At 69.9% G+C, this 26,500-nt stretch carries 30 protein-coding genes; 9 read left to right on the top strand and 21 right to left on the bottom strand.

Going from position 1 to position 26,500, the window contains the following annotated elements; genetic code table 11:
- Positions 1-21 precede the first annotated feature (21 nt).
- Positions 22-1,296 (bottom strand): MFS transporter, encoded by a 1,275-nt coding sequence (locus ACU5E9_RS00660; RefSeq protein ID WP_456813469.1) that lies wholly within the window; start codon positions 1,294-1,296, stop codon positions 22-24.
- A 94-nt stretch (positions 1,297-1,390) separates the two neighbouring features.
- On the opposite strand from ACU5E9_RS00660, the gene ACU5E9_RS00655 reads away from it, so the two are divergent.
- Positions 1,391-1,882, top strand: coding sequence for a SixA phosphatase family protein (locus tag ACU5E9_RS00655; protein ID WP_456811727.1), 492 nt, complete (start codon positions 1,391-1,393; stop codon positions 1,880-1,882).
- 175 nt (positions 1,883-2,057) lie between these two features.
- Here ACU5E9_RS00655 and ACU5E9_RS00650 read toward each other — a convergent pair whose 3' ends face one another.
- The 4 genes from ACU5E9_RS00650 to ACU5E9_RS00635 form a co-directional block, all read right to left on the bottom strand.
- Positions 2,058-3,485, bottom strand: coding sequence for a pyridoxal phosphate-dependent decarboxylase family protein (locus ACU5E9_RS00650; RefSeq protein WP_456811726.1), 1,428 nt, complete (start codon positions 3,483-3,485; stop codon positions 2,058-2,060).
- 24 nt (positions 3,486-3,509) lie between these two features.
- Positions 3,510-4,451 carry a pseudouridine synthase gene (locus ACU5E9_RS00645; protein WP_456811725.1) on the bottom strand — a complete coding sequence of 314 codons (942 nt, stop codon included), beginning with the start codon at positions 4,449-4,451 and terminating at the stop codon, positions 3,510-3,512.
- 47 nt (positions 4,452-4,498) lie between these two features.
- Complete coding sequence (locus ACU5E9_RS00640; RefSeq protein WP_456811724.1) at positions 4,499-5,608, bottom strand: hypothetical protein; 1,110 nt, start codon at positions 5,606-5,608, stop codon at positions 4,499-4,501.
- Between the two features lie 119 nt (positions 5,609-5,727).
- On the bottom strand, positions 5,728-6,636 hold the full coding sequence (locus ACU5E9_RS00635; RefSeq protein ID WP_456811723.1) for a TetR/AcrR family transcriptional regulator: 909 nt from the start codon (positions 6,634-6,636) through the stop codon (positions 5,728-5,730).
- Positions 6,637-6,724: 88 nt separating this feature from the next.
- Here ACU5E9_RS00635 and ACU5E9_RS00630 point away from each other — a divergent pair, with 88 nt between their 5' ends.
- Positions 6,725-7,204 (top strand): flavodoxin family protein, encoded by a 480-nt coding sequence (locus tag ACU5E9_RS00630; RefSeq protein WP_456811722.1) that lies wholly within the window; start codon positions 6,725-6,727, stop codon positions 7,202-7,204.
- A 59-nt stretch (positions 7,205-7,263) separates the two neighbouring features.
- On the opposite strand, the gene ACU5E9_RS00625 is transcribed toward ACU5E9_RS00630, so the two are convergent.
- The 3 genes from ACU5E9_RS00625 to nhaA are packed head-to-tail and all read right to left on the bottom strand — an operon-like array spanning position 7,264 to position 10,544.
- A complete protein-coding gene (locus ACU5E9_RS00625; RefSeq protein WP_456811721.1) occupies positions 7,264-7,971 on the bottom strand; it encodes a DNA alkylation repair protein in 708 nt (235 codons plus the stop codon).
- A gap of 31 nt (positions 7,972-8,002) precedes the next feature.
- Complete coding sequence (locus tag ACU5E9_RS00620; protein WP_456811720.1) at positions 8,003-8,608, bottom strand: DnaJ family domain-containing protein; 606 nt, start codon at positions 8,606-8,608, stop codon at positions 8,003-8,005.
- A gap of 58 nt (positions 8,609-8,666) precedes the next feature.
- Positions 8,667-10,544: a Na+/H+ antiporter NhaA gene (gene nhaA / locus ACU5E9_RS00615; protein ID WP_456811719.1), complete on the bottom strand. Its 1,878-nt coding sequence runs from the start codon at positions 10,542-10,544 to the stop codon at positions 8,667-8,669.
- Between the two features lie 160 nt (positions 10,545-10,704).
- Between nhaA and ACU5E9_RS00610 the strand changes: the two genes are divergently transcribed.
- The 3 genes from ACU5E9_RS00610 to ACU5E9_RS00600 are packed head-to-tail and all read left to right on the top strand — an operon-like array spanning position 10,705 to position 13,772.
- The gene (locus tag ACU5E9_RS00610; protein ID WP_456811718.1) at positions 10,705-12,150 is read left to right on the top strand and encodes an ATP-binding protein; all 1,446 of its coding nucleotides are present in this window, start codon (positions 10,705-10,707) and stop codon (positions 12,148-12,150) included.
- Positions 12,147-13,097 carry an NAD(P)-dependent alcohol dehydrogenase gene (locus tag ACU5E9_RS00605; protein WP_456811717.1) on the top strand — a complete coding sequence of 317 codons (951 nt, stop codon included), beginning with the start codon at positions 12,147-12,149 and terminating at the stop codon, positions 13,095-13,097. Before ACU5E9_RS00610 ends, ACU5E9_RS00605 begins: the two co-directional genes overlap by 4 nt.
- A gap of 9 nt (positions 13,098-13,106) precedes the next feature.
- A complete protein-coding gene (locus tag ACU5E9_RS00600; RefSeq protein WP_456811716.1) occupies positions 13,107-13,772 on the top strand; it encodes an alpha/beta hydrolase family protein in 666 nt (221 codons plus the stop codon).
- Between the two features lie 7 nt (positions 13,773-13,779).
- Here the strand turns inward: ACU5E9_RS00600 and arfB are convergent, their stop codons facing one another.
- The 9 genes from arfB to ACU5E9_RS00555 all read right to left on the bottom strand — a co-directional run bounded on the left by arfB (position 13,780) and on the right by ACU5E9_RS00555 (position 19,269).
- The gene (gene arfB, locus ACU5E9_RS00595; RefSeq protein WP_456811715.1) at positions 13,780-14,202 is read right to left on the bottom strand and encodes an alternative ribosome rescue aminoacyl-tRNA hydrolase ArfB; all 423 of its coding nucleotides are present in this window, start codon (positions 14,200-14,202) and stop codon (positions 13,780-13,782) included.
- A gap of 64 nt (positions 14,203-14,266) precedes the next feature.
- Positions 14,267-15,034: an SCO1664 family protein gene (locus tag ACU5E9_RS00590; RefSeq protein ID WP_456811714.1), complete on the bottom strand. Its 768-nt coding sequence runs from the start codon at positions 15,032-15,034 to the stop codon at positions 14,267-14,269.
- Between the two features lie 3 nt (positions 15,035-15,037).
- Positions 15,038-15,589: a DUF3090 domain-containing protein gene (locus tag ACU5E9_RS00585; RefSeq protein WP_456811713.1), complete on the bottom strand. Its 552-nt coding sequence runs from the start codon at positions 15,587-15,589 to the stop codon at positions 15,038-15,040.
- A 9-nt stretch (positions 15,590-15,598) separates the two neighbouring features.
- A complete protein-coding gene (locus ACU5E9_RS00580; protein WP_456811712.1) occupies positions 15,599-16,306 on the bottom strand; it encodes a histidine phosphatase family protein in 708 nt (235 codons plus the stop codon).
- Between the two features lie 154 nt (positions 16,307-16,460).
- Entirely contained in the window at positions 16,461-16,583 is a 123-nt protein-coding gene (locus ACU5E9_RS00575) for a hypothetical protein (RefSeq protein WP_456811711.1), read from the bottom strand.
- Between the two features lie 79 nt (positions 16,584-16,662).
- Positions 16,663-17,145 (bottom strand): hypothetical protein, encoded by a 483-nt coding sequence (locus ACU5E9_RS00570; RefSeq protein ID WP_456811710.1) that lies wholly within the window; start codon positions 17,143-17,145, stop codon positions 16,663-16,665.
- A 17-nt stretch (positions 17,146-17,162) separates the two neighbouring features.
- The gene (locus ACU5E9_RS00565) at positions 17,163-17,393 is read right to left on the bottom strand and encodes a hypothetical protein (RefSeq protein ID WP_456811709.1); all 231 of its coding nucleotides are present in this window, start codon (positions 17,391-17,393) and stop codon (positions 17,163-17,165) included.
- A gap of 81 nt (positions 17,394-17,474) precedes the next feature.
- Positions 17,475-18,230: an IclR family transcriptional regulator gene (locus ACU5E9_RS00560; RefSeq protein ID WP_456811708.1), complete on the bottom strand. Its 756-nt coding sequence runs from the start codon at positions 18,228-18,230 to the stop codon at positions 17,475-17,477.
- Positions 18,231-18,522: 292 nt separating this feature from the next.
- A complete protein-coding gene (locus tag ACU5E9_RS00555; RefSeq protein WP_456811707.1) occupies positions 18,523-19,269 on the bottom strand; it encodes an SDR family oxidoreductase in 747 nt (248 codons plus the stop codon).
- Between the two features lie 101 nt (positions 19,270-19,370).
- Between ACU5E9_RS00555 and ACU5E9_RS00550 the strand changes: the two genes are divergently transcribed.
- Positions 19,371-20,240, top strand: coding sequence for an MmyB family transcriptional regulator (locus ACU5E9_RS00550; RefSeq protein WP_456811706.1), 870 nt, complete (start codon positions 19,371-19,373; stop codon positions 20,238-20,240).
- A 195-nt stretch (positions 20,241-20,435) separates the two neighbouring features.
- Here ACU5E9_RS00550 and ACU5E9_RS00545 read toward each other — a convergent pair whose 3' ends face one another.
- Positions 20,436-20,783 (bottom strand): UBP-type zinc finger domain-containing protein, encoded by a 348-nt coding sequence (locus tag ACU5E9_RS00545; RefSeq protein ID WP_456811705.1) that lies wholly within the window; start codon positions 20,781-20,783, stop codon positions 20,436-20,438.
- Positions 20,784-20,917: 134 nt separating this feature from the next.
- Here ACU5E9_RS00545 and ACU5E9_RS00540 point away from each other — a divergent pair, with 134 nt between their 5' ends.
- The 3 genes from ACU5E9_RS00540 to ACU5E9_RS00530 are packed head-to-tail and all read left to right on the top strand — an operon-like array spanning position 20,918 to position 22,543.
- On the top strand, positions 20,918-21,385 hold the full coding sequence (locus ACU5E9_RS00540) for a GNAT family N-acetyltransferase (RefSeq protein WP_456811704.1): 468 nt from the start codon (positions 20,918-20,920) through the stop codon (positions 21,383-21,385).
- Positions 21,386-21,418: 33 nt separating this feature from the next.
- Positions 21,419-22,105, top strand: coding sequence for a DNA alkylation repair protein (locus tag ACU5E9_RS00535; RefSeq protein WP_456811703.1), 687 nt, complete (start codon positions 21,419-21,421; stop codon positions 22,103-22,105).
- A 54-nt stretch (positions 22,106-22,159) separates the two neighbouring features.
- Positions 22,160-22,543: a hypothetical protein gene (locus ACU5E9_RS00530; RefSeq protein ID WP_456811702.1), complete on the top strand. Its 384-nt coding sequence runs from the start codon at positions 22,160-22,162 to the stop codon at positions 22,541-22,543.
- 35 nt (positions 22,544-22,578) lie between these two features.
- On the opposite strand, the gene ACU5E9_RS00525 is transcribed toward ACU5E9_RS00530, so the two are convergent.
- The 3 genes from ACU5E9_RS00525 to ACU5E9_RS00515 form a co-directional block, all read right to left on the bottom strand.
- The gene (locus ACU5E9_RS00525; RefSeq protein ID WP_456811701.1) at positions 22,579-23,961 is read right to left on the bottom strand and encodes an alpha/beta fold hydrolase; all 1,383 of its coding nucleotides are present in this window, start codon (positions 23,959-23,961) and stop codon (positions 22,579-22,581) included.
- 148 nt (positions 23,962-24,109) lie between these two features.
- Positions 24,110-25,822 carry an ABC1 kinase family protein gene (locus tag ACU5E9_RS00520; RefSeq protein WP_456811700.1) on the bottom strand — a complete coding sequence of 571 codons (1,713 nt, stop codon included), beginning with the start codon at positions 25,820-25,822 and terminating at the stop codon, positions 24,110-24,112.
- 3 nt (positions 25,823-25,825) lie between these two features.
- The gene (locus tag ACU5E9_RS00515; RefSeq protein ID WP_456811699.1) at positions 25,826-26,371 is read right to left on the bottom strand and encodes a PadR family transcriptional regulator; all 546 of its coding nucleotides are present in this window, start codon (positions 26,369-26,371) and stop codon (positions 25,826-25,828) included.
- Positions 26,372-26,500 lie beyond the last annotated feature (129 nt).

Raw genomic sequence — 26,500 nt, 5'->3', positions numbered from 1 at the left:
ACCTGTCGCTGGCCCGCTGTGTCACTGGGTGTCCGGCGTGGCCTGAGCGGCGCCGGCGTGATCGCTCTTGAGGTCGGCCGGGTCGTTCTGCCGCCGGCTGGCCAGCATGATCGGGATGCCGATGAGCTCGACCAGGCCGCCGATGACCAGCGAGCTGCCGTAGCCCCAGAGGTCAGCCGAACGGCCGAGCGCCGGCTGGATGAACACTCCGCCGAGGCTGCCGAACAGCGAGTCGAACGAGAGCACCGTGGCCCGTTGCTTCGATGGGATCATGTCGTTGAGGTAGGCCTGCCGAACCGGTTCGGCGACCGCGAAGACGAAGCCCCACACCATCAGCAGGATCACGGCCAGCCAGAACAGGCTGTTCACGCCCAGGATCACCAGGGAGATCACGCTGAGCAGAGACGCCAGGATCACCGTGCTGGTGCGCTTGGCGAACAGGTTGCGGAGGCGGGGCGCGATCACCCCGCCCGCGATCTGCGCCAGCGACAGGATGGCCGCGGCCAGGCCGGCGATGGAATACGCCGACGGGTCGCCGTACAGTTCGAGCAGGTACGGCTGCAACGCGTAGAAGGCGTAGATGCCGACCCCGGAGGCGAACGGAGCGGACAGGATCATGTACCGCACCGAGCGGCGCTTGAGGCCGTGTTCCACCGACTGGGTGAGCACCGTGCGGGTCGCCTTCAACGGGCCCTGCGAATGGTCGGGGGTGAAGCCCAGGTCTTTCATCACCAGGAAGGCGTAGATGAACATCACCACCAGGACCCCGGCGCGCACCAGGAACGGCACCCCGAGGTTGGTCGCCTGGGCGATCACCCCACCGAGCACCGAGCCGGCGAACATGGCGACGCCGGTGACCACCAGCCCGCGGCCGAACACCGCCTCCAGGCTGCCGCTGTACCCCGTCGAGGTGAGCGCATCGACCAGCCACGCCTCCACCGCGCCGGAGAAGAAGGTGAACCCGAGGCCGAGCAGCACCGACACGATCGCCCACCAGACGAACGGTGAGCGCCAGACCCACAGCATCCAGTACAACGCCGTGGTGACCGAGAGCGTGATCGTGCCGAGCAGGTAGGAGGCCTTGCGGCCCACGGTGTCGGCGACCACCCCCGTGGGGATCTCGAAGATCACCATGCCGGCGGTGAAGAAGGCGTTCGCGGCGAAGGCCTCGAAATTGCTCAACCCGGCGTCGAGCAGGAACAACGTGTTGATGCCCCAGATGAAGGAGGCCGCGAGCGTGTTGCCGAGCAGGAGGATCAGGTAGATGCGCTGCACGCGCCGGGATGCCGGGTTCATGACCCGGGTCCAATCCACGCTCCCCATCCCGTCACACCAGCATCATCGACCCGGGTGCGGCCGATGGCTAGGGCGGCGGGTGCAGACTATCGGGATGACACCTGAACGCACCCTCCTCGTGCTCCGGCACGCCAAGTCCGACTGGTCGGGCGGCGAGGCCGACATCGACCGCACCCTCAACCCGCGCGGGCAGAGCCAGGCCGCGGATGTCGGCGGCTGGCTGGCCGAGCAGTTCGCCACCATCGACGTGGCCATCGTCTCCCCCGCCACCCGGGCCCGTGCCACCTGGGCGTTGGTTTCGGCAGAACTCGGGTTCAGCCCCGAGGCCCGGGTCGACGAGCGAGCGTATGCCGCCTCCGTCACCGACCTGCTCCAGATCGTGCAGGAACTTCCCGACGATCTGCGCACCGTGATTCTCGTGGCCCACAATCCCGGACTCGAGGAACTGGTCTACCTGCTCAGCGGCGAGGACATCAGCATGCCCACCTCGGCCCTGGCGGTGCTCACGCTGCCCGGCAGCTGGGCCGAGGCGGCCCCGTCGACGGCCGCCCTCGTGGCCTCCGGGCGCCCACCCGCCCTCGCCTAGCTCATGACTCGCCCAGTTTTGCTAGTCGGTGAGGCGGTCACACTAGCGAAAATGGGCCAGTCACAAGGTGCGCACTTATGACTGGTCCGGTTTTGCTAGTCGGGCAGGCCGGCACACTAGCGAAAGTGGGCCAGTCATGACGGGGCGGGCCGGGGCGGGCGGCGGGCCGGGGCGGTCAGGCGGCGGCTTCGGCCGCCATAGCGCGCTGGATGGCCTCGAGGGAGGCCTCGATGTCGGCCGCGTCGGTCGACCAGTTGCTGACCGAGATCCGGAGCACGTCGCGGTCGGCCCAGCGCGATCCCGACATCCAGGTGGTGCCGTCCGCAAGCAGACGCGCGGTGATGTTGCGGGTGCGCTCGTCCGAGCCGAAACTCACGCAGACCTGGGTGAAGACGACGTCGTTGACCACCTCGACCCCCGGGATGCCGGCCAGGCGCGACGCGAACGTCTGGGCGACCTCGGCGAGGCCGTCGATCAGGGCGACCACCCCGGAGCGGCCCAGCGAACGCAGGGCAGCCCAGACGGGCACACCCCGGGCCCGGCGGGAGAACTCGGGCACCTTGTCGAACGGGTCGCCCGGGCCCTGCTCGGTGGTCTGCAGGTAGCTGGTGTGCACGCCGAACACCGTTCGCACGGCTTCGGGCCTGGACACGATCGCCACCCCGCAGTCGTACGGCACGTTGAGCGTTTTGTGCGCGTCCGTCGCCCAGGAATCACAGGTCTCCACGCCGGCCACGAGTTGGCGGTGCCGGGGGCTCGTGGCGGCCCAGAGGCCGAACGCTCCGTCCACGTGCACCCACGCGCCCCGGTCGTGGGCGATCCGAGCCGCCTCGTCGAGCGGGTCGCTGGCCCCGGAGTGCAGATTGCCGGCCTGAAGGCACACGATCGCCGGACCGGGAACGGCGTCCATCGCCTCGGCCAGGGCGCCGGCGACCAGGCGCCCCTGGGCGTCGGCCGCGACCACGACCGGTGCGCCCAGGCCGAGGTATCGCAGCGCCAGGTCGACGGATGCGTGCCGCTCCGCCCCCACGAACACGCGCAGCGGGGGCGCCCCGATCAGCCCGTTCGCTGCCACATCCCAGCCCGCCTCGGCGAGCACCCACTGTCGCGCGGCCGCCAGGCCCACGAAGTTCGATCCCGTCGCGCCGGTGGTGAACCCGACATCGCACCCGGCGGGCAGGCCGAGCAGGTCGAGCAGCCACCCGCCGGCGGCCTCCTCGGCCGCCGCGGTCGCCGGGGTGGCGTAGCGCATCGCGGCGTTCTGGTCCCAGGCGCTGACCAGCCAGTCCGCTCCCAACGAGGCCGGCAGGGTGCCCCCGATCACCCAGCCGAAGAACCGGCCGGACGGCATGGCCATCAGCCCGGGCTCGGCCAGCCGGGCCAGTTCGTCGACCACCGCGGCGGCCGGCAGCGGCTCCTCCTGCAGCGGGAACGCGAAGTCGGCCAGCAGTTCATCCGCCGTGCGACTCGGTCCGACCGGCCGGGTGGGCAGTGAGTTCAACCACCCCGTCGCGTGGGCGTGTGCACGCTCCAGAGCACGGTCCAGGGCACGGTCATGAGCATGGCCGGGCACCGGGGCGACATCGTCGGGCGGCGCTGGCATGGTGACAGTGTAGGCACGACCCGGTCATTCCACGAGGCCGGTTTCGGCCCGGAGCGGCAGGGTCCGCACGCTCTCGAAGCGTCGCAGTGCACCGTCGATCGGGTCGGTGAAGGCCAGTTCGCTGGCCAGGAGCTGCAGCGGGCGGCTGAAGTCGTGCACAGAGACATCCGTCACCACCGGGTAGAGCGGGTCGTCAAGAATCGGGATGCCCAGCCCCAGCATGTGCAGCCGCAACTGGTGCGTGCGCCCGGTACGCGGGGTCAGCTTGTAGAGCCCCGCTCCCCCGTGTTCGCCCTCGCGCTCGACCAGCGACTCGGCGTTGACCGGCAGATCGGGTGCGACCTCGCCCTGCCACTGGCCGGGCCGGGCCCGTAGGTGGTTGCGCACGGTGACGGGCAGCTCGAGCCGTGGGTTCAGCGGCGCCAGCGCCCGGTAGATTTTGGTCACCTCGCCGCGTTGGAAGAGCGATTGGTAGGCCCCACGCCAGCGCCGTTCGGTCGCCAGAACCAGCAGGCCACTGGTCACCCGGTCCAGCCGGTGCAGGGGTGAGAGTTCCGGCAGGTGCAGCTGGGCGCGGAGGCGCACCACGACGCTCTGCAGCACGTGCCGGCCGCGCGGGATGCTGGAGAGGAAGGGTGGCTTGTCGATCACGATGATCCGGTCGTCCCGGTAGACCAGGTGGATCGGCCCGGGCACGACCGGTTCGTCGGCCAGGTCGCGGTGGAACCAGACGAAGGTGGTCGGCCGGTAGGGGTCCGCACCAAAGACGGGTGCACCGGTCTCGTAGACGAATCGACCCGTTGCCAGGAACCCGGCGACGGGTACACGCTCGCCCAGCCGTTCCTCCAGCCACGCGCTCATGTTCGGCCAGGTCGGTGCCGGTGCGCCCGGCCGTTCGCGCTCCGGCGTGCACACCCAGGCGGCATCGAGCCCGTGTCGTTGCGGGAGGGGCGAGCGCGGGGGCATCCCCTGATCGTACGTGTCCCGCCGGCGCCGCACCGACGGCCTCCCGGCTAGCCCTGCAGGGCCACGCTGTCGGCCCTGACCGCCTGCTCTGCGGGCAGCATCGCCCCGGTGTGACGGAGGAATACGATGAGCCAGCTGAAGATCAGCACGAACGCCACCAGTTCCACGGCGGTGAGGGTGTAATAGCCGGTCGCAAACCACACGCCCAGCACCAGGATGATGCCGACGTAGACGTAGCCGAGCAGCAGGAACACGCGCGGCATCGCGGGGATCCACGTGCGCAGGCCGACAACCACCGTGATGAAGGCCACCAACATGCCGGAGGCGGACACGTTGTGCGCCACCGGATTCTGATCCAGCGGGAAGAGCCCCACGCAGGCCAGGAGCACTCCGAGGAGAACGAGGGCGCCTCGCACGCGGGCGCGGCCCCGGGCGTCGTCCGGCGTGCCGACGGGGATGGCCGCGGTCGCGTAGTGCGCCAGCGTTGTGACGATGACCCCCGCGACCAGGACGGTGAGGTTGAAGGCCAACGCCGAGATGTCGTCGGAGATGCCCAGGGTGCTGAGGTTCTCCTGCCACCACAGCGGATCATCGGCGCTCAGCATGCTCGCGAACGTGCCCACCACCACGAAAACGGCCAGGATGACCGACATCAGGATCGGGGTCAGGCCCACGGCGGAGAGGAACACGCTGTATGCCGTGACGGCGATGGCGACCGCGGCCAGCAGCGTCGCGGGCACGGGGAAGACGACGGCGCCGATGAAACTGCGACTGAGCAGGCCCGCGACCGCGAGCCAGGCCAAGAGGGCGATCACGCCGTGTGCCAGCGCGAAAGCACCGATGTCGTACCACCGCAGGAGCCCGCCGCGGCCGGATGGCCCGGGGTCAAGGAGGGTGCCGGCGGCCCGGCTGGCGTGCATGACCACCCGGGTGGCGATGAAGATCACAATCGCTGCCACGGCGCTCGCCAGGGCGACGAACTGCCCGACCGACCCGGGCCCGGCGATGGGTACGTCGGTTCCCCAGAAGACGATCGCGGCGGGAATGGCGGCCACCACGAACACGGCCGCGCCCACCATCAGGGCGGCCGATTCTCGCGACTCCGCGTTGGCGACCGGGTGCCGGAGCAACCAGCTGATGGGTGCGGACCGGTTCATCCGATTCTCCTGTCGCTGCACCGCCGCCGGTAACGGAGCGGTGGCAGCGACAGTATCTCGCCTGCACCGTTCCCGAAATGCCCTCGCCCCGTGGTCGTCCACCGGATGCGGCGGGTGGGCTACGCCCGGGCTGCGCGATCGGCGCCGGTGGTGGTTTTCGCCGCCGCGACCACGCCGGCCACGGTGCCGCCCAGGCTCTCGAGCTGGCTGCGCAGCAGGGCGACCCGGTCACCGCTCCAGTCGACGGCCGGGTCGGGTTCGATCGCGTCGAGGAAGATTCCCGCGGACGCCAGCGTCGGCGGGCTCCACCGTGCCTTGTGGGTGGATCCGAAGGCGGGGAACTCCGTCGTGCCGGTCACGGCGGCGGGGTCGGAGTAGCCGCGGATCAACATGCCGGTCGCGACGGCTCCGAGGGTGAGGGAGAGCTGGTCCCAGGCTCCGGCTTCCGGGCGCCGCAGCCGGTAACCCATGCCGTCGGCCAGCATCCGGAAGGCGGCGGCTCGTGCGCCGGTGAAGCGCCGTTCGGTGTCGGATAGCGCCTCGGCGACCCGGGTGCGCAGCTCACCGTCGGGCAGGCCGATGTGCGCGGCGCGCAGCGCGATGTACGAGCGCCAGTCGGTGGAGCGGAGCATCGCCACGAAATCGGTGTCCAGCAACACGCGCAGCACCTCGACAATCGCGTTCCGGCGGCCCTGCCCCGAGTCGAGATCGGGTAGGAGTGCCGTTGAGCTCGCCGCCAGCGCGGCGGGCAGGCCGGGGATGTCGCCGGAGAGATCGGCGGCGCGGGCGAGGGTGAGCAGGAGGTCGGCGGCGAAGGTGTCCTTGGTGGGCCACCGCCGGTATGACGAGGTGCGGGAGACGCCGGCGGCCTGGATCAGGTCCTCCATGCTCAGGTGCTCCAGGCTGAGTGAGAGTCCCTGGCTGGCGACGAAGCGCATGCCGGCCTCCAGCATGCGCTCCTCGGTCTCGGCGTCGGACAGCCTCGGGCGGCGACCCGGGTTCCTCGTCAGTTGCAGCGCATCGGCCATGCGCCTAGTCTAGCTATGGGCTTTGGTATTCCGAATACCAAACTGTCGCGTGGTCACCGCGTCGGGCCCGCTCACTCGAGGAGCCCCAATGAACGTGCTGATCGTCACCGAGTCCTGCTTCGGCAACACCGCCCAGGTCGCCGACGCCATCGCCACCGGGTTGCGGTCGCGCGGGGCGCTCGTCACCATGGTCGACGCCGCATCCGCCCCCGACCCGGACGGCGTCGACCTGCTGCTGGTCGGCGCCCCGACCCACAGCATGGGGTTGCCCGGACCCGTGTCCCGCAGGCAGGCCGCGGTCAAGGGCGGCCGGGCGGCCGTCACCGGTGTCGCGGAGTGGCTGGACGCCGTGCCCGCACAACCCGGCGTGCGCGGCGCGGCCTTCGACACCGTCTCCAGCCGGGGATTCTTCTCCGGCTCGGCGGCCAAGGCCATCGAGAAGCGGCTGCGCCGCCGGGCGGTCGTCCCCGCCGGCCGGGAGAGCTTCCTGGTGAGCGGCGTGACGGGTCCGCTCGGCGACGACGAGCTGGCCAGGGCCGAACAGTGGGGCGTCGCCCTGGCGTCCTAACCGGCACCGCGCCCGCCGCGCGTCACAGCGATCGGCCCCCTCCCCTGCTTCGACGGGTCTCAACGGCCGCGGGCCGCCGCGAGGTACGCGGCCCTGGCCGGCTTGTCGAGCTTCTCGGTCGCGGCACGGACGGCCGCCGGGGAGAGGCTGGCAGCGTCGGCGTCGAGGAATCCGAGCAGCGCATCCCGGTTGACATCGCCGAGGTAGCGCAGCATCCACCCGGTGGCCTTCTGCACGAGGTCGTTGTTGTCTCCCCCGAGCATCCGGGCCAACTCGAGGGTGTCGGTGATGTCGTTACGCCGGAGAAATGCGGCGGTCGCCACGATGGCGGTGCGGCGTTCGGGCCAGAAGGTGGAGCGGGCGAGGGCATAGAGCGGGTCGCGTGGTTTGTCGACGAGCCAGCTGCCGACCACCTGGTGCGCCGCCAGGTCGACGAGGTCCCAGGTGTCGATCCGGTCGTGACGGCGCAGGTACAGCTCGTAGAGCTCCTGGTGCCGGTCGGCGGTGACCGAACGGTTCGTCGCCGCCTTGCCCATGATCGAGCAGGCGCCCGCCCGCACCTCGTGCACCGGGCTGTCCAGCAACTGCTCGATGTCGCTGGCCGGCATGGCGAGCGCCCGGCCGGCCAGCGTGAAGACGTCGCCCATCCGCACCCCGATGAACGACTCGTCGCCGGGAAAGTACCGGGTGTATTTCTGTCGCTGTTCCGGGGTGGCCAGGGCAATCAGGTTCCGGTGGAAGGCCGCCGCGGTCGCGTCATCCGTCATGCAGTCAGGATGCCACCGGCGCCGGCCGGCCTCAACGCTCCCGCTTCGCCCGACGGCGTTCCCGCCAGCTCATCGCGGCGAGCGCGGCCTCTTCGCGTTCCCGGGCCGCGGCGCGCTCCTCCGCTGCCGCCTGTCGGCGTTCGCGCCAGCGGGCGAGTTCGGCGTCGACATCCCGCACCGGGGTGACGACGGGCGGCCCACCGAGCAGCTGCCGGCGGGCCTCGATCACCCGACGATTGAAATCGGCAAGGATCTCGCGCACCTGCTGTTCGGTGAAGACGGTGTCGAGGCGGGCGTCGAGCGCGGCGTTCTCGGTGCGTAACGTCAGGGCCGGCGGGCCCAGTCCGGTGATCTGCTCACGCTCGATCTTCCGGCGAATCCACCAGTCCGGGTCGTTGCTGTCGGTGAGCCCGGTGAGCGGCTTTCCCGTACCGGGCAGGTTGTCGAAGTCACCCCGACGCATGGCCTGCTGGATTGAGATCTCCACGTACTGGGCACGCGCCTCCATCATCGATTGCCCGGCCTCGTTGGTCTCCGGCTCGACCGGATCGGGCCGCTCCGCCTCGGGAATCTCACGGTTGATCTTGTACCGCGCCACATTTATCGGGGTGTCGCTGGGCTCGCGCTGTGCTGCCATCTCTACAGCCTAGATTCTCATCGGGCCGGCAAACTGAAGGCCGGCCGGGGATTCCCGGTCAGACCGCCCGCACGTCGGGCGTGGCCTGCTCGAGCGCCCGGATCAGGGATTGCGCGTCGAACGGGCCGATGTGCCGCCGGCCGTTGACGAAGAAGGTGGGGACGGCGGTGATGTCCATCGCTTCGGCGTCGAGCATGTCATCCCGCACCCGCGCGGCGACCTCGGCCGACTCCAGGTCCGCCGTGAACCGCTCCACGTCCAGGCCCAACTCCCCTGCCCGGCGGAGGATGTCCGACGGCAGCTGCCGCTCCTGGTCGGCGAACAGGCTCCGTTCGAACTCGAAGAACTTGCCCTGCCTCGCGGCGGCTTCGGAGGCTTCCGCCGCGGCCAGCGCATTCGGGTGGAACCGGGTGAGCGGGGCGTGCCGCCACACGTACCGCAGCCTGTCGCCGAATTCGCGGTGCACCTCCTCCACCGATCCAGTGGCCTTGAGGCAGAACCCGCACTGGAAATCGCCGTATTCGACGATCGTGTACGGCGCGTCGTGCGGGCCGTACACGTGGTCCCTGGCCGGGTCGACGGGCCGTTGCAGGGTGCGGCCGGTCGTCGTCGGCGGATGCGCGGCGTCGGACAGCCGGAAGATCACCGTGGCCAGCACCAACGCGATCACGGAGGCCGCGAGCACGCCCACCCGGGCCTGGTTCTGGCCGGCGGCGTCATCGATGGCGAGGTCCACAATGAAGAGGGAGATGGTGAACCCGATACCGCAGAGCGCCGCACCGCCGAGGATGCGGTCCATGGTGAGGCCGGGACCGAATTCGCCCAGACCGGTCAACCGCATCAACGCCGTCGACCCGAACACTCCCACCAACTTGCCGACCACAAGTCCCACGATGACACCCCAGGTGATGGGTGAGCGCACCGCGGCGGCGAGGATCTCGGGCGAGAGCTGCACGCCGGCGTTGGCGAGGGCGAAGACCGGGAGGATTACGTACGCCACGTACGGGGCGTAGGCCGATTGCAGCCGTTCGTTGATCGAGATCGACTCGCGCAGGCTGTTCGCGGCGGCCCGGGCGTACTCGGTGTTCGGTGACTGCCGGAAGGTACGGGCGAGGTCGAGGGCGTGCTCGACGTCGCGCCGGTTCGGCCGGTACACCGGCACGAGCAGGGCGATGGCCACCCCGGCCAGGGTCGGGTGCACGCCGGAGGCGAGGAACGCCATCCAGACGATGATGGCGAGGGTCGCGTAGACGGGGCCGCGTCCGCCGCGCAGATACCGGGTGAAGTACACCCCGGCGAGACCGACGGCGGCGATGACGAGAGGCAGCGGGTTGAAGTCCGCGGTGTACACCAGCGCGATGATGGCCAGCGCGCCGATGTCGTCGACGACGGCAAGCGCGAGCAGGAAGATCCGCAGCCGGCCGGGCATCCGCGGCCCGATGAGCGCGAGCGCGCCGACCAGGAACGCGGTGTCGGTGGAGATCACGACCCCCCAGGCGTGTTCCGCACCGGAGCCGGTGCTGATGAGCAGGTACAGCAGTGCCGGCAGGGCGAGCCCGGCGACCGCGGCGACCATCGGCACCACCGCCCGGGACCAGCTGGTGAGCTCCCCGATCGCGAACTCCCGCCGCACCTCCAGCCCGACGGTGAAGAAGAAGATCGCCATCAGCGCATCGTTCACCAGCGCGTGCAGGGTGAAGTTCAGTTGCAGGTCGGCCACGCCCACGCTCAGGTGGGTGTCCCAGAACTCGGTGTAGGACCCGGACGGTAGGTTGGCCCAGAGAATTGCCGCCAGCGTCGCGACCAGCAACAGCAGGGCGCCGATGCGGGTCTGCCCCAGCGCCCGGATCTGCTCCGCGACGGACCGGCGACGGCGGTCCGAAACGTGGGCGTGGTCCGGATCCGGCGACTGCCGGATGACCGTCAGTTCGGGCATTGCCACCCCTTTCGCAGACCTCTCAAAGCGCCAATTCTCGTTCGTCGACCGCGTTCTTTCAAGGGAGATGGCGGGGAAATCTCCCGTCATCATCAAACGGCATTACGCTGCCTGAAAATCCGGTCGGTTCTCCGGCCGAACGTGCGACGAAAGGCAACCCATGAACAACGTCGACAGGGCATCACTCCCACACGCCGGCGCGGTATCCATCGACGGCCGGCGGTTCCAGTTCGCCGGTACCAGCTCCGACAGCTTCGAGCCTGGCGGGCTCGTGGTTCTGGTCGCCTCGGGCGACCTCGACGCCGGGGCGACCCAGCTGGGCCAGGTGGAGGACGTCAGCGTCACCGTCGACGGGGCTCCGAGCGGCTCCGGCCGAATTCTGGGCCTGCTGTCGGAGGACGGCCGGGATCTCGACGTTCGACGGTCGGTCGCCTTCGCCGCCGCCACCGTGCGGGCAGCGGATGCCCGCACCACGGAGTCCCTGTACGGCGCCTCCGCCGCGACGCTGCCCATCGGTTCCTTCCTGGCGTCCCGGGACATCCCCGCCCGGCTCTTCGCCCAGCGCTTCAACCGGCACACGTTCTGGTGCGGGCAGAGCGGTTCGGGCAAAACCTACGCCCTCGGCGTGGTGCTCGAGCAACTCCTGATCCACACGGCGCTGCCCATGGTGATCTTCGATCCGAACGCCGACTTCGTGCAGATGCGCCAGGCCCAGTCCGAGGGAGACGTATCGGATGCGCAGCGGGCGCTGTCGACCCGCGACATCCGCATCCTGCGGCCGTCATCGCCCGACCCCGATGCGCTGAGGGTGCGGTTCACCGACCTGTCGTGGCCGGCGAAGGCCGCCGTCTTCCGACTCGATCCGCTCGCCGACCGGGCCGAGTACAACGAGCTGATGCACATCGAGGAAACCGTGGGTCTGGTTGACGCGAGCAGGGTCGTGCCGAGTCTGCGGGAGCGGGGTACGCCGGCGGCTCGCGACCTGGCGGCGCGCACCGACAATCTGCGTGTCACCGACTGGGACGTGTGGGCGAAGGGACTGGTCCCGGTCACCGAGATTCTGGACGCCCGCCCGGATGCCACGGTTCTCGACCTCGGCGGTTTCGAAAACGCCGAGGAGTCCCTCGTGGTGGCGCTGGCGGTGCTCGACGACCTGTGGGACAAGCGGGAGCAACGCCGGCCGTTGCTGATCGTGATCGACGAGGCGCATAACTTCTGCTCGCCCGAAGCGACCAGCCCGCTACAGGTTGCGGTGCGGGAGCGGATCGTGCAGATCGCGGCCGAGGGGCGCAAGTTCGGACTGTGGCTGCTGTTGTCGACCCAGCGGCCCTCCCGGGTGCACCCGAGCATCGTTTCGCAGTGTGACAACCTCGCCCTGATGAAGATGACCTCCCCGGTCGACCTTGGCGAACTCGCCACGATCTTCGGTTTTGTGCCGCCCGCCATGCTCTCGCGGGCCTCGTGGTTCAAGCAGGGCGAGGCCCTTTTCGCCGGCGGCTTCGTACCCGCTCCGACCATGGTCGGCATGGGGCAGCGGCTCACCCGGGAGGGCGGGGCGGATGTGGCCGTGCCGCTGCGTGCCGGCCGGAACGCCCCAGCGGCATGAGGGCGGTCGTGTACGACCGCTACGGCCCGCCCGACGTGCTCAGGGTCGAGCAGGTTCCGAAGCCGGCGCCGGACACCAACGAGGTGCTCGTTGAGATCGCCGCGACCTCGCTCAACCTCTCCGACTGGGAGTCGCTGACCGGATCACCGATGTACGCCCGGATCGGCGGGCTGCGCGCCCCGCGGCGCCGGATACTGGGGTCGGATATCGCCGGCCGGGTCGCCGCCGTCGGCTCCGGCGTCACCCGGTTCCAGGTGAACGACGAGGTGTACGGCGACAATCTGGGCCTGCTGGGCGGATTCGCCGAGTACGCCGTCGCGCCGGTCGCGGCCCTCGCCCACAAGCCTCCGGGGTTGACGTTCGCCCAGGCGTCGACGCTGCCGCAGTCCGGAGCGATCGCACTTCAGGGCACACGGGACGCCCGAACCGGGCAGCGGGTGCTGATCAACGGGGCAGGTGGCGGGTCGGGATCGTTCGCGATCCAGCTCGCCAAACGCGCGGGAGCCCATGTGACCGGTGTCGACAACGCGGGCAAGCTCGACTTCATGCATAGCGTCGGGGCCGACGCCGTCGTCGATTACACCCGCTCGGACTTCACCCGGCTCGACCCGTTCGACCTGATCCTCGACCTCGTCGCCCACCGGTCGGTCTTCGCCTACCGGCGGGCCCTCGCCCGCGGCGGGCGGTACCTCTGCGTCGGCGGCACGGTGCGCAGCGTGCTGCGGGTCGTGACGGTGGGCGCGGCGCTCGGCCTCGCCTCCGGGCGGCACCTCGGCTTGCTGATCGCCCGGGAGGGACCGACCTACTTCGAGCCCGTCGCGGACCGGTGCCTCACCGGCGAGCTGGACATCCACATCGACCGCACGTTTCCGTTGGACGAGGTGCCGCGGGCGCTCGCATACCTCGGCGAGGGGCGTGCGCTCGGCAAGGTGGTCATCACGGGTTAGGGAGGACAGATGGAATCGGCAGGGAGCATGCGCATCGAGGTCGCGGACGGCACGGTGTCGGCTGCCTACGCCCGGCCGGCCGGCGCGTTCGCCACGTTGGTCGTGGCGCCGGGTGCGGGCTCCAGCTTCGACCATCCGTTCCTCGTCGGGTTCACCCGGGCGCTGAACGAGGCCGGTGTGGCGACCCTGCGGTTCAACTTCCCGTACCGGGAGGCCGGCCGGCGGCTGCCGGACCGGGCACCGCTGGCGATCGACGCATGGCGCGCGGCGATGGCTGCGGCGAGCGGCCGGTCCGCCGAAGAACCGGTCTGGGCGGCCGGCAAGTCCTTCGGCGGGCGGATGGCCTCGATGGCGGTCGCGGCCGGAATGGAAGCGGCCGGACTGGTCTTTCTCGGCTACCCGTTGCATCCGCCCGGCCGGCCGGACAAGCCGCGCGACGAGCACCTCTACGGGATCGAACGGCCCATGCTGTTCCTGCAGGGAACCCGCGACCCGTTCGCGGCGCCGGACGAACTCACCCCGGTGGTGGAGAGAATCGGCAGCCGGGCGACGCTCTGGTGGGCGCAGGACGCGAACCACTCCTTCGAGGTGCGCGGCGCGAAGCGACCGCAATTCGGCGTGGGGGCGGCCCTGGCCGCCCCGACGGTGGAGTTTTTGCGCGCCGCCGCGGCGTAGGCCGGCGCTATTCGGCGGAGGGGCGCTGCCGCTGCCGTTTGGTCGCGGACCGCTGCGTCTTCGCGGCCATGTGCCGACGGCCGGAGCCCTTCGTGGGCTTGGTCGCCCGGCGGGGTGCGGCGTCGGGGGCGAGGCCGACGCTCACCAACTCGGCGAGCTTGGCCAGCGCGATCTCACGGTTGCGCAGCTGGGAGCGTTGTTCGGAGGCGGCCACGGTAACCACCCCGGCGATGAGCCGCCGGTCGAGGCGGGCGAGCAACAGGGCGCGCTGGTCGTCGGAGAGCACTGCGGAGTCGGCGATGCTCCACGACACCTGCACGCGGCTGTCGGAGGTGTTCACGTGCTGGCCGCCGGGTCCGGATGACCGGGAGAACCGCCAGCCGAGTTCCGTCGCCGGAATCGTCAGCGCGGGTGACACCTCCAGATCCATGTACCAAGGGTCCCACGTTGTGGGAGCGGCCGGGGCCGGCGGGGCGAATCGTGCGACGGCAGGGTCAGAACAACGGCCAGGGCACCGCGGGCATCTCGCCCTCGGGGGCGGGAAACTGGCCGGTGGCCCGCAGCCGGTCGCACCGTGCGGTCAGCGCCGCGATCTCGGCCGGAGTGAGGAGCCCGGTGAGCGTGTTGCCGAGGTCACCGGCGAGGTCGGCGCTGACCCGGTCGATGCCGGCCAGCTCGTCCGCACTGAGGTCGTCGCCCAGCCAGCCCCAGAGCACGGTGCGCAGCTTGTGCTCGGCGTGGAAGGTGAGCCCGTGGTCGACGCCGTGCCGGTGGCCGTCGGGCATGGCCAGGATGTGGTCGCCCTTGCGGTCGGCGTTGTTCACGATGACGTCGAACACCGCCATCCGGCGGAGCGCCACGCTGTCCTCGTGGATGAGCGACACCACCCGGTTGCGCTCGTCCTGGCCGTCGAGCACGTGCCGCCAGCCCTGCTCCGGCATGTCCTCGGCCGGCACCAGGTCGACGGCGTCCTGCTCCGGGTCGGCGTCCTGCCAGAGCTGCGTCATTCCCGGGCCCATCGGGCCGTCGCGCAGCCAGGTGCGCGGCACCACGTTCCAGCCGAAGCTCTGCGAGACCAGGTAGGCCGCGACCTCACGGTTGGCCAGGTTGCCGTCGGGGAAGTCCCACAGCGGGCTCTCCCCGGCGATGGGCTTGTAGACCACCGTGACGCCGTCGATGCTGCCGAGGAAGGTGGCGTTCGACGCCGTGGTGATCCGCCCGGTCAGTTCGAGGTCACCGTCGAGGAGGTCGGCATCGGGCACGGGTCAGTCCTCGGGCAGGATGCAGGTGTGCCCGTCCGCGTCGATGGGGTGACCGCAGAGCGGGCAGATGGGCCGGCCGGCGCCCACGACCTCGCGGGTGCGCTTCGCGAACGCCCGGGCGGTGCCCACCGGCATCCGCACCAGCAGCATCTCGGCCGGCTCGATGACGGCCACGTCGAGCAGCTCGTCGTCCTCGTCGTCGTCCTCCACAATCGGGAAGGCCTCGAGCACCACCTGCACCGTGGTCGGGTCCCAGCCCAGGCTCATCGAGCCGGTGCGGAACTCCTCCTGCACGGGTTCGAGCGGGTCGTTGTCGACCAGTTCGATCGGCGTGGTGGTGGGGATGCTGAACGGGTTGCCCTCGTAGTTGATCAGCTGGTCGAGGATCTCGTCGATCTTCTCGGCGAGTAGGGCCGATTGCTGCTTCTCCAGGGCGATGCTGACGATCTGGGCGCCGGTGCGCACCTGCAGGTAGAAGGTGCGGGATCCGGGGAGACCGACGGTGCCGACGACGACGCGATCCGGCCAGGCGAACTCATGGACGATTGTAGGCATGCAGGTATTTTAGGCGTGCCGGGCGCCAGAAGGATGATGACCCGCTCCGCCGCCGACCGCGGCATCGGCCGCCGGGGCGGTTCCGGCGAGCCACGACAGGTCGCCGGCGTCGGTGTTGGTGGCGTGCACGGTCGGCCGGTTGCTGCCGTATCGCACGATCGAGACGGATGCGGGGCCGACGTTGATGCGCTGGAACAGGTCCAGGTGCATGCCGAGGGCGTCGGCGAGGATCGACTTGATGATGTCGCCGTGGCTCACCGCCACCCACACCGCCCCGGGTCCGTGCTCCGCCTCGAAGGCGGCGTCGTGCCGGCGGATCGCCGCCACCGATCTGGCCTGCATGGTGGCCATCGACTCCCCGTTGGGGAAGGTCACCGCGGTCGGTTGGGTCTGCACGACCGGCCAGAGCGCCTCGCTGGTGAGCTCGCTCAACGTGCGGCCCTGCCAGTCGCCGTAGTCGCACTCGGTGAGGTCGTCCTCCACCGGCGTCACCGGGGAGCCGCCCTGCCGGTCGAGGATCAGCTGCGCCGTCTGCCGGCAGCGCTCCAGCGGGCTGGAGACGACGCCGACCAGCGGCACCGCGGCCAGCCGGGTGCCCGCGAGGGCCGCCTGCTCCTGCCCGATCTCGTCGAGCCGGACGCCGAGGGTCCGGCCCGCGAGGATTCCGGTGGCGTTGGCGGTGGTGCGGCCGTGCCGCACGAGGATGACTGTGGCCATGCCCCCAGCTTAGACAGCCGCCGGTGCGCCATCCGTTTGTAAGGACCTGGTGAGTTTCTGGGACGAAATGCCGGCGGATTCAACCGGTCAGCGCACCACCGGTCGGTTGTGTGTTCTCCAGCCAGTCGACTCCGGCGAGTTCGTTCGCCTGGACCTACAGGTCCAGTGTGGTGCCGTTGTTCCGCACTGTGAGGCTGATCGACGTGGGTTCGTCGGGCACCGTTGTCGCCGCCGCTTCGGAGGTGTGGGCGCCGGTCGAGCCATGCCAGGAAAACACGAGGTGAGCAGCATTGCCATGCTCACCGCTGCGACCACAGCCGTCATCGAACCAAGCCGTCGGGTCGTCACGCCGAAGCTCAGCCTGCCGGCGGGGTGGGCACGGCGCCCGGCCAGGAGCCGAGGTAGTCCACCGGGTTCAGGTGCACACTGTGCAAACGCGGGGATGCAGTTTGGTCGACTCCGGCGATGGCGTTCGCCTCATCCTGCAGATCCAACAGTGCTCCGTTGTTCACCACCGACAGGCTGATCTGGGATGGTTCCTTGTCCAACTCGGTGGCCCAACCGACACGCAAGACGTAGTCCAGCACGCCTTCGGCCAGGATAGATGCCTCATCGCCGGCGGTCACCTCGATGACAGCCTCTGTACTGAGGCCGGATATCTGCGCCGAAACCGAGGCGTACCTGAGTCCAGGCACTGCATTGAGGAGCTCCTCGGCGGCCTCGCGGCTCAGTTCTGGACCAGCTGCCGATTCAGAGGGAGCCGAGGACGGGCCGGCCACGACGGGAAAACACGAGGTCAGCAGCGCTGCCATGGTCACCGCCAGGACCACTGCGGTCATCGAACGACGCCTGTGTGTCATCTTCTGGGGACATCCGCTCTGACGCCGTATTTCCCGATCAGCGAGGTGATCACGGCGTGGGTTCGCCCGGCCCGCTGGTCGGCGGTGAGGTCAGCTGTCCACTGCTGCAGGAACCGCGCGGGTAGCCGAAGCGTGGGAACCCGTTCCTGGACAACGTGCAGTTCATCGGCCGTGAGCAGGACCCGTGGAGCTCGACGGCGCTCCCCCGACAATGCCTTGATCTCCATGCGTTCCCCCGTATGTTGATTTACAGCTTATCGAGACGGGCCGAGATCAGGGGTTTTCCGAGCGAGGAGTGGGGGCGTGGGTCAGGAGCGCCAGCCGAGCGCGGCGGATGTGCCGCGGGCGGCCATCCGCACGCCGAGCGCGAATTGGGGTTCGGCCAGCCGCTCGACGTGGGCGATGATCGACACGGCACCCACCACCGCACCGGTCACATCCCGCACCGGTGCGGCAACGGAAAACGCCCCACGGGTGAGCTCCTCCACGCTCTGGGCGATGCCGGTGGCTCGCGCCGACGCCAGCCGGGCCCGCAGTTCACGTTCGGTGGTCATGGTGTTGGGCAGGAACTTCCGGGGCTTCTCCGCCAGGACCGCCTCGAAGACGTCGGGCGGCGCATACGCCAGGAGCACCAGGCCCACGCCGGTGGCGTGCAGGGGCAGCCGGGATCCAACATCGGAGATCACCGGCACGGCGTCCGGTGCCGAGAGCCGTTCCAGGTACGTGGCCCAGAGGCCGTCCCGCACCGCCAGGTGCACGTGCTCCCGGGTCGACTCGAGCAGGTCTTCGAGGTAGGGCAACGCGGCGTTGCGCATCCGCCGTGCCATCGGCTGACGCACGCCGAGGTGCCAGAGCTTCAGGCCCACCCGGTAGCGGCCGTCGTCCCCGCGCACCAGGCCGCCCCATTCCACCCACTGGGCGAGCAGGCGGTGAGCGGTGGACAGCGGCAGCCGGGCGCGGGCGGCGACCTCGCTCAGGGTCAGCGCACCGCCGGTCTCGAAGGCGTCGGCGATGGCGAAGATCTTGTCTGCGACACCCCGGTCGTCTCGCCCGCCACCCGCCATGCGCACAGTCTAGGTGCGCCCACCCCGGCGGCCGGCGGGCATGTCAAGCGTGGCCTCAGTGCTCGAGCCGCGGGCCGCCTTCGCAATCGAAACTGCCGTCAGGTTCGAGTTCGCTGCGCCCCCAGTGGGCGACCGCGCCCGCTATAGCGGGCGCGCTCGCCGATAGGAGGTGCAGTGAGCGGAAACCCCGCGAGTGGTGCGCACAGCACAGGGTGCGCATAGCGCGGGATGCGCTGCCACGTCGATCCCGCAGCAGGTGGCTCCGCGGCCCGGCCGAGCGCACTTCCGCCGGCTATGCCGCCGGGTTGAGCGCCGCGACGGTGGCCGGATACCGTCCCTCGACCTCCGCGAACCGCAGGAATTTCACGGTCTCCACCAGGATCTCCTGGGCGTCGGGCTGCGTCTCCAGGAGCATCATGACCTCGTCAGCGAACGCGTCGAGGGGCATGAAGTGCTCGTTCACCGAGTTGCCGGCCATGAGTTCGGTCTGCACAGCCGGCGGCACGAGTTCGATGACCTGCACCGTGGTCGCGGCGAGCTGCATGCGGATCGTCTCGCTGTACTGGTGGATGAACGCCTTCGTGCCGTTGTACGTCGGGGTGTACGCCAGCGGGGTGTGGGCCAGACCGGAGGACACGGTCATCAGGGTCGCGTTCGGGCGGGTCTGCAGGTGCTCGATAAACGCCGAGATCAGGCGCAGCGGGCCGTTGATGTTGGTCTCGATGATGCGCTCGGCCACCGTCAGGAAGCCGGCGTCGCGCACATCCTCGGCGTCCATGACCCCGGCCATGGCGATGAGCACGTTCAGGTCGGCGTGCTGGGCCAGCACCTGGTCGCGGGCGGCCAGGACGGCGGCGGGGTCGGTGGTGTCGATGGTGACGGTGGACAGGCCGTGCTCGGCGGCGAGGCGCTGGAGCACATCGGTGCGGCGTCCGCCGATGATGACGGTGTTGCCGGCGGCCTGCAGGCGCAGGGCGAGAGCGAGGCCGATGCCCGCCGTGGCGCCGGGGACGAAGATGGTGTTTCCGGTGATGTTCATGTCTCGAGTCTGCGGGGCACCGGCCGAAGTCGGGAGAGGAGCCGTTGTCGTAGGACTGCCAGTCCCTGGAGAGCGGCCCGTCAGTGGCGGATGATGGAACCATGGATCAACCAGCCCTCGCCGACTTTCTCCGCTCCCGCCGGGACGGGCTGCGCCCGGAAGATGTGGGGCTGCCCGCCGGGCCCCGACGACTGGTGCCCGGATTACGCCGAGAAGAAGTCGCGGCGCTGGCCGGGATGTCAGCGGACTACTACGTGCGGATGGAGCAGGCGCGCAGCCCGCAACCATCCGAACAGATGCTGGCGGCACTTGCGCGGGCGCTGCGGTTGAGCAACGACGAGCGCGACTACCTCTACCGCCTCGCCGGGCAGAATGTGCCCGCCCGCACCCCGCTCGACACCCACGTTGCCCCCGCCCTGATGCGGGTCTTCGACCGGTTGGAGGAGACCCCGGCGCTGATCCTCTCCAGCCTCGGTGAGACGCTGGCGCAGAACTGGCTGGGGGCGGCGCTGCTGGGCGACCATTCCCGCTACACCGGGCTGGCTCGCAGCAGCGTCTACCGCTGGTTCACCGACCCCACCGATCGGGAGATCTACCCGCCGGCCGACCGGCAGCGGCACAGCCGAGCGCAGGTGGCCGGCCTCCGCGCGGCCTTCGGTGCGGCGGGTCAACATTCCCGCGCGGCCGCGCTGGTGCGGGAGTTGAGCCGGGTGAGCACCGAGTTCGCCGAGATCTGGGAGCTGCAGGATGTGGCCACCCGCTTCGAGGACCACAAGACCCTGCTCCATCCGGAACTGGGTGCGATCGAACTGGACTGCCAGACGCTGTACACCGAGGACCAGGGCCAGGCATTGCTCATCCTCACCGCGGCGCCACGGAGCGAGGCCGCCGAGAAGCTGGCGCTCCTGGCCGTGCTCGGGCACCAGACGTTCGCGTCGGCGACGCTCCCCGACCGGCCAGCAGCTGACTGACCCGCTCGGCGCAACTCTGGGCGGCCAGTGTTGCACCGAAAACACCGCGTGTATTTTCGTCGTTAACGACAGCCTCGGCCGAGTCGTGAGGTAAGAGCGGTAGCACCGGGTTTCAGGCGGCCCTCGGGGTTGCGCCAAGCAGACCGCGGCTGGTCCCGACCGCCGCCGAGTGCCTGTCGATACTCAGGGAGCCGCTCAGCGGTGCAGCCGCAACTGCCAATCGGCCGGCACAGCACCGCGGGGCCCCGGCACGGCCTGCTCGATCGGATGGTGCGTCGGTTCGGCCAACTCCGGACCGTCGAGGTACCCCTCCGCGGCATAGTCCCAGAACCAGTCCTCGTCCGGCTCGAAGGTGCGCACGACCCGGTGCCCGGTGTGGGCGGAATGGCCACGGGCATGCTGGTTCGGCGAGCTGTCGCAGCAGCCGATGTGACCGCACGCCGCGCACCGCCGCAGATGGAACCACCAGCTGCCGTCGTCCAGGCATTCGACGCACCCGTCACCGCTCGGCGCAACCGTCGGGTCCACATCCGTCATCGCCATGTCGTTCTCCTTGGGTTGTTCTCGGCGTAGCAGCCGGTCCGTGCCCGTGTCAGGCTCGCTCAGGAAGGTGCACTTGCCACGGGGAGATCCGGGCGCCCGTCCCGACTCCTGTCCCGATCAGTAGGAGGATTCTAATGAGCACAGACCCCAAGTTCCAAGGGTTCGAGTACCCCGACCGGGCCGGGTATCCGGACGGGACCGGCTTCCTCGACGAGGGCACCGCCGCCCTCGTGGACGAGGTGCTGGCCGACGCGGTGCGCGACATCGACGAGCCGTCGGCGGACGCTGACGCCGAGATCGATGTGCGCCGGGACGCGCGTGCGTACGTCGCCACAATGGGTGACCGCGAACTGGCCGACGTTCGATTCGACGAAGCGGATGGCCGGGTGGTGATCCTGACGACGACCGTCGCACCCGAATTCCGCGGCCGGGGCATCGCTACCGCGCTGATCGCCGACGCGTTGGATGACATTCGTGACCGTGGCCAGCGCGTCACGGTGTATTGCCGGGTGGTCGCCGCCTTCATCAGCGGGAATCCGGAGTATGCGGGCCTGATCGACCCGGAGCATCCCGGCCGGGACTCCCGGGGATCGGCGTCATAGGCTGGACGCACACACGAGGAACAGGACGGTGCGATGGCCCAGACAACGCTGACCGGCACGACGGCGGCCGAGGTGATGGCCGAGCTGGCCGCGCTGGAGAACCCGAAGATCCGCGCCGTGAACGCCAACCACGGCGACGACCACGGCGTGAACCTCACCCAGTTGCGCGCGGTCGCCAAGCGGCTGAAGACCCAACAGGACCTGGCACGCGACCTCTGGCACACCGGTGACACCGCGGCGCGGCTCCTGGCCCTCCTGATCTGCCGGCCGAAGGAGTTCGAGCGGAACGAACTGGATGCCATGTTGCGCGGCGCCGGCACGCCCAAGGTGCAGGACTGGCTCGTGAACTACGTGGTGAAGAAGAGCGCTCATGCCGAGCAGCTGCGCGTGGCCTGGTTCGCCGACCCGGACCCGGTGGTTGCGAGCGCCGGCTGGGCGCTGACCACCGAACGCGTGGCCAAGGCTCCCGACGGTCTTGACCTTCCGGGGCTGCTCGACCAGATCGAGTCGCAGATGAAGGATGCCCCGGAGCGGTTGCAGTGGGCGATGAACCACTGCCTGGCCCAGATCGGCATTGAGCACGCCGACCAGCGCGCCCGCGCCCTGGCAATCGGTGAGCGGCTGGAGGTACTCAAGGACTACCCGACTCCCCCGGGCTGCACCTCACCGTTCGCTCCGGCCTGGATCAACGAGATGGTGAGCCGCCAACAGCCCCGGTGACGTCCGTGCACCCTGCATCTATCCGACCGCGCCGAACGCGCGTACGGTCGCTGCATGGCGAAGATCATCGAGAATCTGGCGGAATCCGTGCCCTCATGGGGCGCCAAACTGGCCTATGGCGAGAGAGTCACCGTGGACGGGCATGAACTCGTCCCCGTGGCGCTCGTCGGCTTCGGCTTCGGCGGCGGCGAGGGCTCCAGCGAACTGCCCGACGGCGGCCTCGGCCCGGCCGGCATGGGTGTGGGTGTGGGTGAGGGCAGCGGCGGCGGTGGCGGCGGCTATGCGGTGCCGATCGGGGCGTATGTCGGCGGTCCCGACGGGCTCCGGTTCCGTCCCAACCGGATTGCGCTGATGGTGGTGGCCGCGCCCGTGGTGTCCGCAGTCGGTTTCGCGCTCGCGCAAATCATCCGTGCGTTTCGCGGCAGCGCACCGGCGTGAGCTGCGCCTGACACAGGCCGCACATCCCGCTTTCCTCACTCGCCCAGTGGTGCTCCGCTCCGCACCGAGCTGACGACGTCGAGAATGGCCTGGCTGGTCACCGCGGCATTCTCTTCGTCCGACACCAGGGAGGAGTGGGTGGCTCCGTCGACCACCCGGTGTGCGCTGTTCGTCGACAGGGCGGCCATCGCCTCCTGCTTCGCCTCCCAGCCGGGAGCATTGCCGCTGCCTGCCGTGAGGACGACCAGCGGCTTGGCGTCGAAGCTCACCAGCGCGGCGGCCTGCTCCATCGAGGCGTTCGCCACGAGGTACTCCTCGACCGTGCTGCCCAGTTGGCCACCCTTCGCGACGCTCGCACGCGCCTGGGCCCGTGCGTCCGCCGGGAGGGTGCCGTAGTCGAGCTGGGCGTAGAGGCGACCCGCGCCGATGCGGGCGGATGCCGACACCAGCGCTGATACCCGATCCACCATGTAGTCCGAGCCTCCTCCGTCAGGTTCCCTGGCGGGTGTGCTCGCCGCGGTGGGAGCCGTGGAGTCGATCAGCACCAGGCCGGCCACGTCGTCCGGATAGAGGGAGGCGAAGGTCTGCACATAGAGCCCGCCGAAGGAATGCCCGGCCAGGACGTACGGCCCGGCAACGTCTGCGCGCTCCAGCAGGGTGTGCAGGTCGGTGGCAATCTGCGTCGCGTCCTGGGGAGCATCGGCGGGCTCGCTCCAGCCGCGCCCCGCCCGGTCGTAGACGCAGACGCGGGCATCCCGGGCCACGGCCGGCGCGATCCAGCCGAGCACGGCGGACATTTCACCGCCGCCGGGTTCCAGCACGACCGTCGGGCTTCCGGACCCGGTGCAGTTCAGGTGCAGGCGGTGCCCGCCGACATCGACGAGCTGGCCCGGCATCGGATGCGCGCTGGCATCCACAGCCTCGGCAACGGTTTCGTAGCCACCGCCGATCGACGCCACGGCCAGCACCGCGATGACCGGGTAGAGCAGCCAGCGTCCGCTCCGGCTGCGTAGTCGCCGGTGAACCTGAACCGCCATCCAGACGGCCAACACCAGAACAACGGGTGGCCAGACCCAGTCGAGCACCCCGTCGACCGCGGAGCCGAACACCACCAGGAGAAGACCACCCAATCCCAGGACCGCCGCGGGAACCACGGCCCACCGCTGGGGCTGATCGGTGAATCGCACGGAGAGCACCGCCAGCATCGCCCAGCCGAGCGCGAAACCGAGGAGCACGGCCCCAGAGACTTCACCTTCCCCGGGGCGGATGAACGGAGCCGCCACCAGGAGCAGCGCGGAGACGAGCCCGAACGCGAGCGATCCGATGATGATCAGGCGGATGCGCCGCCGTGAGCCGCGGCCGGAGGGTCCGTGCATGTCGCTGTTCTGGCGCGTCGGCGTGATGGGGGTGGTGGTCACGATGGACTCGATTCCATGCGCTGCGGGCGTGGCGCGAATGCAGCCGCTCTGCACCCGTGGCACCTGCCGTTATCTGGACGCTACCACCGGGGCGGAGTCGTGGCGCCCCGGTGGTGTCCGGTGTCACGGTTCGGGGTCGGCGCTCGTCTCAGCGAGCGCCGCGCCCGGCGAACAACGCGTGCAGCAGCGGGATGACCGAGCCGATCATGAGCACCGTGCCGAGTACGGCATCGTCTGCCCGAAGCACCGCGCCGGCGATCAGCAGGCCGCCGAACAGCACCGCCGACACGGCCCGTCCGACGGTGCGCTCCAGCCGGGCGACCCGTCGTTCAAGGCCCGGGCTCGCCACGGCAACGGTGCCGTCCTCGAATCGGGTGACGAGCCCGTCCAGCCGTTTCGGCAGCCCCCAGGCGATGCCGGCGCTCTCCAGTGCCTGCTTGCCGAGATCCTGCACCAGGTTGCCGCGCTCGTCGCGCAGCAGCTGCGAGGCGTAGGGCTCCACGGAGTCCCAGAGGTTGAACGCCGGGTTGAGGGAACTGCACACCCCGGAGGTCAGCGACATCGCCCGGATGATGAGCAGGAAGTTCTCCGGCAGCTGGAACGGCAGCGACCGCACCACGTCGCCGAACTGCACCGCGAAGTCGCGGAACTCCCGCGGATCCACCTCACGCAGCTCGGCGAAGCCCATGCCGCCGAACCGGGCGAACAGCTGCGTGAACGCCTGCTCCAGCTCCGTCGTGTCGGAGGAGGGCAGCAGCACCCCGAGATCCCGCGCGGCGTCCACCAGACCCTTGCCGTCCCGCGACGCGGCCGCGATGAGCATCTTGCGCAGGCCCGCCCGGGTGCTGGTAGTGACCTCGCCCATCATGCCGAAGTCGATGAACGTCAGTTTCCAGCCACGATTGCTCGGGTCGTCCGCGACCGGGGTGACGAAGATGTTGCCCGGGTGCGGGTCGGCGTGGAAGAACCCGTTGCTGAACAGCTGGTCGAACATGACCGCGGCGAAGACGGGGGCCACCTCGGCCGGATCGATGCCGGCCGCGGCCAGCGCATCCGTGTCGGTGATCTTGATCGCCGTCACGTCTTCGAGGGTGAGCACGCGCCTGGTGGTGCGCTCCCAGACCACGGCGGGCACGCTGACCCGGTCGTCGCCGTCGAACTCCTCGGCGAACCGCACCGAGCTGGCGGCCTCGTGGAGATAGTCGATCTCCTCCAGGCAGGTCAGCGCGAACTCCTCCACCAGCGCGGGCGCATCCACCCGGTCGGAGACCAGCCGCACGTGGCTGAGCCAGCCGCCCACCCGGCGGAGGGCCGCCAGGTCCACGTCCACGATCGTGTCGATCCCAGGCCGTTGCACCTTGATCACGACGGAGTCCAGGCCGGTGTCGGCCGCGTCGAGCGGGGCGAGCCGGGCGCGATGGGCCTGGCCGAGGGATGCGGCGGCCACCGGCGTCTCCTCCACCGACGTGAACGCCCGGGCGAAGGGCATCCCCAACTCGGCCTCCGCGAGCGCACGGATCGCCGTGAACGGAACCGGCGGCACTTCGTCTTGCAACCCCTCGAGTTCGGAGGTGATCTCCGGCGGCAGCACGTCCAGCCGGGACGACAAGAACTGGCCGACCTTGATCATCAGCCCGCCGAGGTCCACGGCGAGCACATGGAAGCGCTGCGCGAACCGCGTCATCCGCTTCGCCCTGGTGCGTTCCGCCACCCGTGCCAGTCCGATGCGCGGGAGCAGCAGTTCGTAGAACCAGGTGACGGCCAGATTCCAGCCGGCGAAGCGCAGGATGCGGCGATAGCGCGCGCGGGTGTCCCCCGCGCCGGGATTCACGCTCGGTGAATCCCGGCGAACCGATGGCACCCGTCAGTCCTGGGCGAGGATCGTGTAGATCCGTCGACGAGCCTCGTCAATCGCGGCCACTGCCTGCTGGACCTGCTCCGGCGAACCGGTGCGGCCCACCTGCGCGGCGGCCTGGGCGAGCGCGATGCCGGCCTTCGGCAGCGCCGTGAACTTGGCGTCCTCGCCGTCGCCGTCGGGCGCCCACGGCGCCGATCCGGTGGACCCGGCGACCTCGTCGCGGCCCGCCTCGGTCAGGGAATAGGTCTTCCGGCCGTTGGACTCCTCGGCGCTGATGAGGCCCTCGTCGGCCAGCAGCTGCAAAGTGGGGTAGACCGACCCGGCGCTGGGCTTCCAGCTGCCGCCGCTGCGCTCCTCGATCTCGTGGATGATCTGGTAGCCGTGCATCGGCTGCTCGGCGAGCAGAGCGAGCACCGCCGCGCGCACGTCACCGCGCCCCATGCGGGTGCCCACGCGCTTCTCGAACTTCGACCGCAGCTGCTCCATCGCCTGCCACATGCCGTCGGCGGGACCGCCGCTGCCGAACCCGCCGGTGGGGAATGAATTGCCCATGATGATCTCCTCTAGGAATCGCTAACGATACTCAACGATATAGTCCGGGGCGGGCGTTCGGAAGGGATCGGCGGGCGTCAGAGCCGACTCACAGCGAACTGTCGCACTCGCCGTGAAACTAGGATGATC

The sequence above is a fragment of the Cryobacterium sp. AP23 genome (assembly GCF_054075385.1).
Note: the sequence above shows the minus strand (reverse complement) of the source record. Positions and strands in the feature narration are given on the sequence as shown.

Coding starts and splice junctions, on each gene's coding strand:
- ACU5E9_RS00655 (WP_456811727.1), top strand. CDS start 1,391: ATGACACCTGAACGCACCCTCCTCGTGCTCCGGCACGCCAAGTCCGAC.
- ACU5E9_RS00610 (WP_456811718.1), top strand. CDS start 10,705: ATGAACAACGTCGACAGGGCATCACTCCCACACGCCGGCGCGGTATCC.
- ACU5E9_RS00605 (WP_456811717.1), top strand. CDS start 12,147: ATGAGGGCGGTCGTGTACGACCGCTACGGCCCGCCCGACGTGCTCAGG.
- ACU5E9_RS00530 (WP_456811702.1), top strand. CDS start 22,160: ATGGCGAAGATCATCGAGAATCTGGCGGAATCCGTGCCCTCATGGGGC.
- ACU5E9_RS00565 (WP_456811709.1), bottom strand. CDS start 17,393: ATGGAGATCAAGGCATTGTCGGGGGAGCGCCGTCGAGCTCCACGGGTC.
- ACU5E9_RS00560 (WP_456811708.1), bottom strand. CDS start 18,230: ATGGCGGGTGGCGGGCGAGACGACCGGGGTGTCGCAGACAAGATCTTC.
- ACU5E9_RS00585 (WP_456811713.1), bottom strand. CDS start 15,589: ATGCCTACAATCGTCCATGAGTTCGCCTGGCCGGATCGCGTCGTCGTC.
- ACU5E9_RS00650 (WP_456811726.1), bottom strand. CDS start 3,485: ATGCCAGCGCCGCCCGACGATGTCGCCCCGGTGCCCGGCCATGCTCAT.
- ACU5E9_RS00660 (WP_456813469.1), bottom strand. CDS start 1,296: ATGAACCCGGCATCCCGGCGCGTGCAGCGCATCTACCTGATCCTCCTG.
- ACU5E9_RS00550 (WP_456811706.1), top strand. CDS start 19,371: ATGGATCAACCAGCCCTCGCCGACTTTCTCCGCTCCCGCCGGGACGGG.
- ACU5E9_RS00535 (WP_456811703.1), top strand. CDS start 21,419: ATGGCCCAGACAACGCTGACCGGCACGACGGCGGCCGAGGTGATGGCC.
- ACU5E9_RS00555 (WP_456811707.1), bottom strand. CDS start 19,269: ATGAACATCACCGGAAACACCATCTTCGTCCCCGGCGCCACGGCGGGC.
- ACU5E9_RS00630 (WP_456811722.1), top strand. CDS start 6,725: ATGAACGTGCTGATCGTCACCGAGTCCTGCTTCGGCAACACCGCCCAG.
- ACU5E9_RS00545 (WP_456811705.1), bottom strand. CDS start 20,783: ATGGCGATGACGGATGTGGACCCGACGGTTGCGCCGAGCGGTGACGGG.
- arfB (WP_456811715.1), bottom strand. CDS start 14,202: ATGGATCTGGAGGTGTCACCCGCGCTGACGATTCCGGCGACGGAACTC.
- ACU5E9_RS00540 (WP_456811704.1), top strand. CDS start 20,918: ATGAGCACAGACCCCAAGTTCCAAGGGTTCGAGTACCCCGACCGGGCC.
- ACU5E9_RS00645 (WP_456811725.1), bottom strand. CDS start 4,451: ATGCCCCCGCGCTCGCCCCTCCCGCAACGACACGGGCTCGATGCCGCC.
- ACU5E9_RS00620 (WP_456811720.1), bottom strand. CDS start 8,608: ATGGCAGCACAGCGCGAGCCCAGCGACACCCCGATAAATGTGGCGCGG.
- ACU5E9_RS00635 (WP_456811723.1), bottom strand. CDS start 6,636: ATGGCCGATGCGCTGCAACTGACGAGGAACCCGGGTCGCCGCCCGAGG.
- ACU5E9_RS00640 (WP_456811724.1), bottom strand. CDS start 5,608: ATGAACCGGTCCGCACCCATCAGCTGGTTGCTCCGGCACCCGGTCGCC.
- ACU5E9_RS00625 (WP_456811721.1), bottom strand. CDS start 7,971: ATGACGGATGACGCGACCGCGGCGGCCTTCCACCGGAACCTGATTGCC.
- ACU5E9_RS00600 (WP_456811716.1), top strand. CDS start 13,107: ATGGAATCGGCAGGGAGCATGCGCATCGAGGTCGCGGACGGCACGGTG.
- nhaA (WP_456811719.1), bottom strand. CDS start 10,544: ATGCCCGAACTGACGGTCATCCGGCAGTCGCCGGATCCGGACCACGCC.
- ACU5E9_RS00570 (WP_456811710.1), bottom strand. CDS start 17,145: ATGACCGCAGTGGTCCTGGCGGTGACCATGGCAGCGCTGCTGACCTCG.
- ACU5E9_RS00580 (WP_456811712.1), bottom strand. CDS start 16,306: ATGGCCACAGTCATCCTCGTGCGGCACGGCCGCACCACCGCCAACGCC.
- ACU5E9_RS00515 (WP_456811699.1), bottom strand. CDS start 26,371: ATGGGCAATTCATTCCCCACCGGCGGGTTCGGCAGCGGCGGTCCCGCC.